This window comes from Pseudomonas sp. NPDC087615 (assembly GCF_044743445.1).
Lineage (GTDB): Bacteria > Pseudomonadota > Gammaproteobacteria > Pseudomonadales > Pseudomonadaceae > Aquipseudomonas > Aquipseudomonas baetica_A.
In genome coordinates this window covers 1-1490 of the sequence record NZ_JBIUWM010000051.1, presented here as the reverse complement: position 1 = coordinate 1490, position 1490 = coordinate 1, and the positions used below count along the sequence as shown (strand labels likewise).

Annotated in this window: 2 protein-coding genes; both read left to right on the top strand. The window is 57.9% G+C overall.

The window, feature by feature from the left end:
- Positions 1-68: 68 nt before the first annotated feature.
- Entirely contained in the window at positions 69-1028 is a 960-nt protein-coding gene (locus ACIOU6_RS21865) for an alpha/beta hydrolase (RefSeq protein WP_401138858.1), read from the top strand.
- Positions 1029-1221: 193 nt separating this feature from the next.
- Positions 1222-1389 (top strand): metallothionein, encoded by a 168-nt coding sequence (locus ACIOU6_RS21860; protein WP_221733310.1) that lies wholly within the window; start codon positions 1222-1224, stop codon positions 1387-1389.
- The last annotated feature ends 101 nt before the right edge of the window (positions 1390-1490 follow it).

Here is a 1490-nt window from a genome sequence, read left to right as displayed (position 1 = left end):
AATTTGCTCTGAAACCAGAAAGAAAGCATTCGGGCGCTCATCGCGTGCGAATGCTTTTGGAGAAATAAATGCCTTTGAACCCTGATATCGCCGCATTCCTGCAACTGGTCGGTAACGGCCGGGCCAGTGGCAAACGTGTTGGCATGCATGAGCTGAGCCCGGCAGAAGCCCGCGAGCAATTTGATCAGTCATCACTGTTGATGGATGCCGGCGGCGAAGACTTGCAAGTGGTGGATGAACTGCAATTACCCGTGCGCGATGGTACGCGTCTGAACGCACGGATCTACAGCAATCAGCTTTTGAATGCAGGTGCCGGACGTCCGGCGCTGTTGTATTTCCACGGCGGGGGTTATGTGGTCGGCAGCCTCGATTCCCATGATTCGCTTTGCCGGGCATTGGCTTCGATGGCCGATTGTGTGGTGCTGTCGGTGGCTTACCGGTTGGCGCCGGAATTTCGCTTTCCAACGGCGGCCGATGATGCCCGAGATGCCTGGGATTGGCTGGTGGTCAGCGCCGAGGGTATGGGCATCGACGCCTCGCGCCTGGCGATTGCCGGTGACAGCGTCGGCGGCAGCCTGGCCACGGTACTCGCCGCGCAACTGGCGGGCGCCGCCGTGCAGCCGCGCTTGCAGGTGCTGATTTATCCGGTCACGGATGCCAGTCGCAGCACGCCGTCGATCGAGCGTTTTGGCGAAGGGCATTTGCTGGAGAAAGATTCGCTGCACTGGTTCTACGAGCACTATCAGCGTGATGTCAGTGATCGTCTCGATCCTCGTTTTTCGCCGTTGCTGGCGCAGGTCAACGCCAACCTCGCACCGGTGCTGTTGGTGTTGGCCGAATGTGATCCGTTGCACGACGAGGGCGTGGCGTATGCGCGTCATTTGCAGGCGGCGGGGGTTGAGGTGCAATTGAAGGTTTATGAGGGCATGACCCACGACTTCCTGCGCATGGGCGCGATTATCGATGAGGCTGAAGAGGCGCAGCAGCATATTGCTGAGCGCTTGGTCGAGGTGTTTGCTGTGGCTTGACGGGATGGGTGAATATCCGTTGCTTTGGGCGCAACCCTAAGCAGCCGTTACCGCCGCAACGGATATGCTCACAAACCCCACGTTCAAATCCCCGGGAAAACCAAATCAAAAGATCCCAGCCCTCGGCAGCTACACTGATTCCTACGGCTTGCCTTTCAAGCCTCAGACAACCACCACTGAAGGAGTCTGTCCCATGCCTGTTACTTCTGAAAGCACCTGTGACTGTCCTAAATGCAACTGCAAGCTCGGTGAACATCCGATTGCGCGCCACGGCAAGCACTACTGCTGCGAAGGCTGTGCCAAACACCACGAACATGGTGAGGCGTGTTCAAGCAAGGGCTGTAAATGCGCACACGGCTAACGACCGCCATCGAGTAGGAGGCGGATTCACATCCGCCGTCCTCTCACACCACCGTACGTACGGTTCCGTATACGGCGGTTCAGGTTATACGGTTAAGTCGG

Bases quoted from the DNA above. Each gene is read 5' to 3' on its own strand.
- ACIOU6_RS21865 (WP_401138858.1), top strand. From the start codon at position 69: ATGCCTTTGAACCCTGATATCGCCGCATTCCTGCAACTGGTCGGTAAC.
- ACIOU6_RS21860 (WP_221733310.1), top strand. From the start codon at position 1,222: ATGCCTGTTACTTCTGAAAGCACCTGTGACTGTCCTAAATGCAACTGC.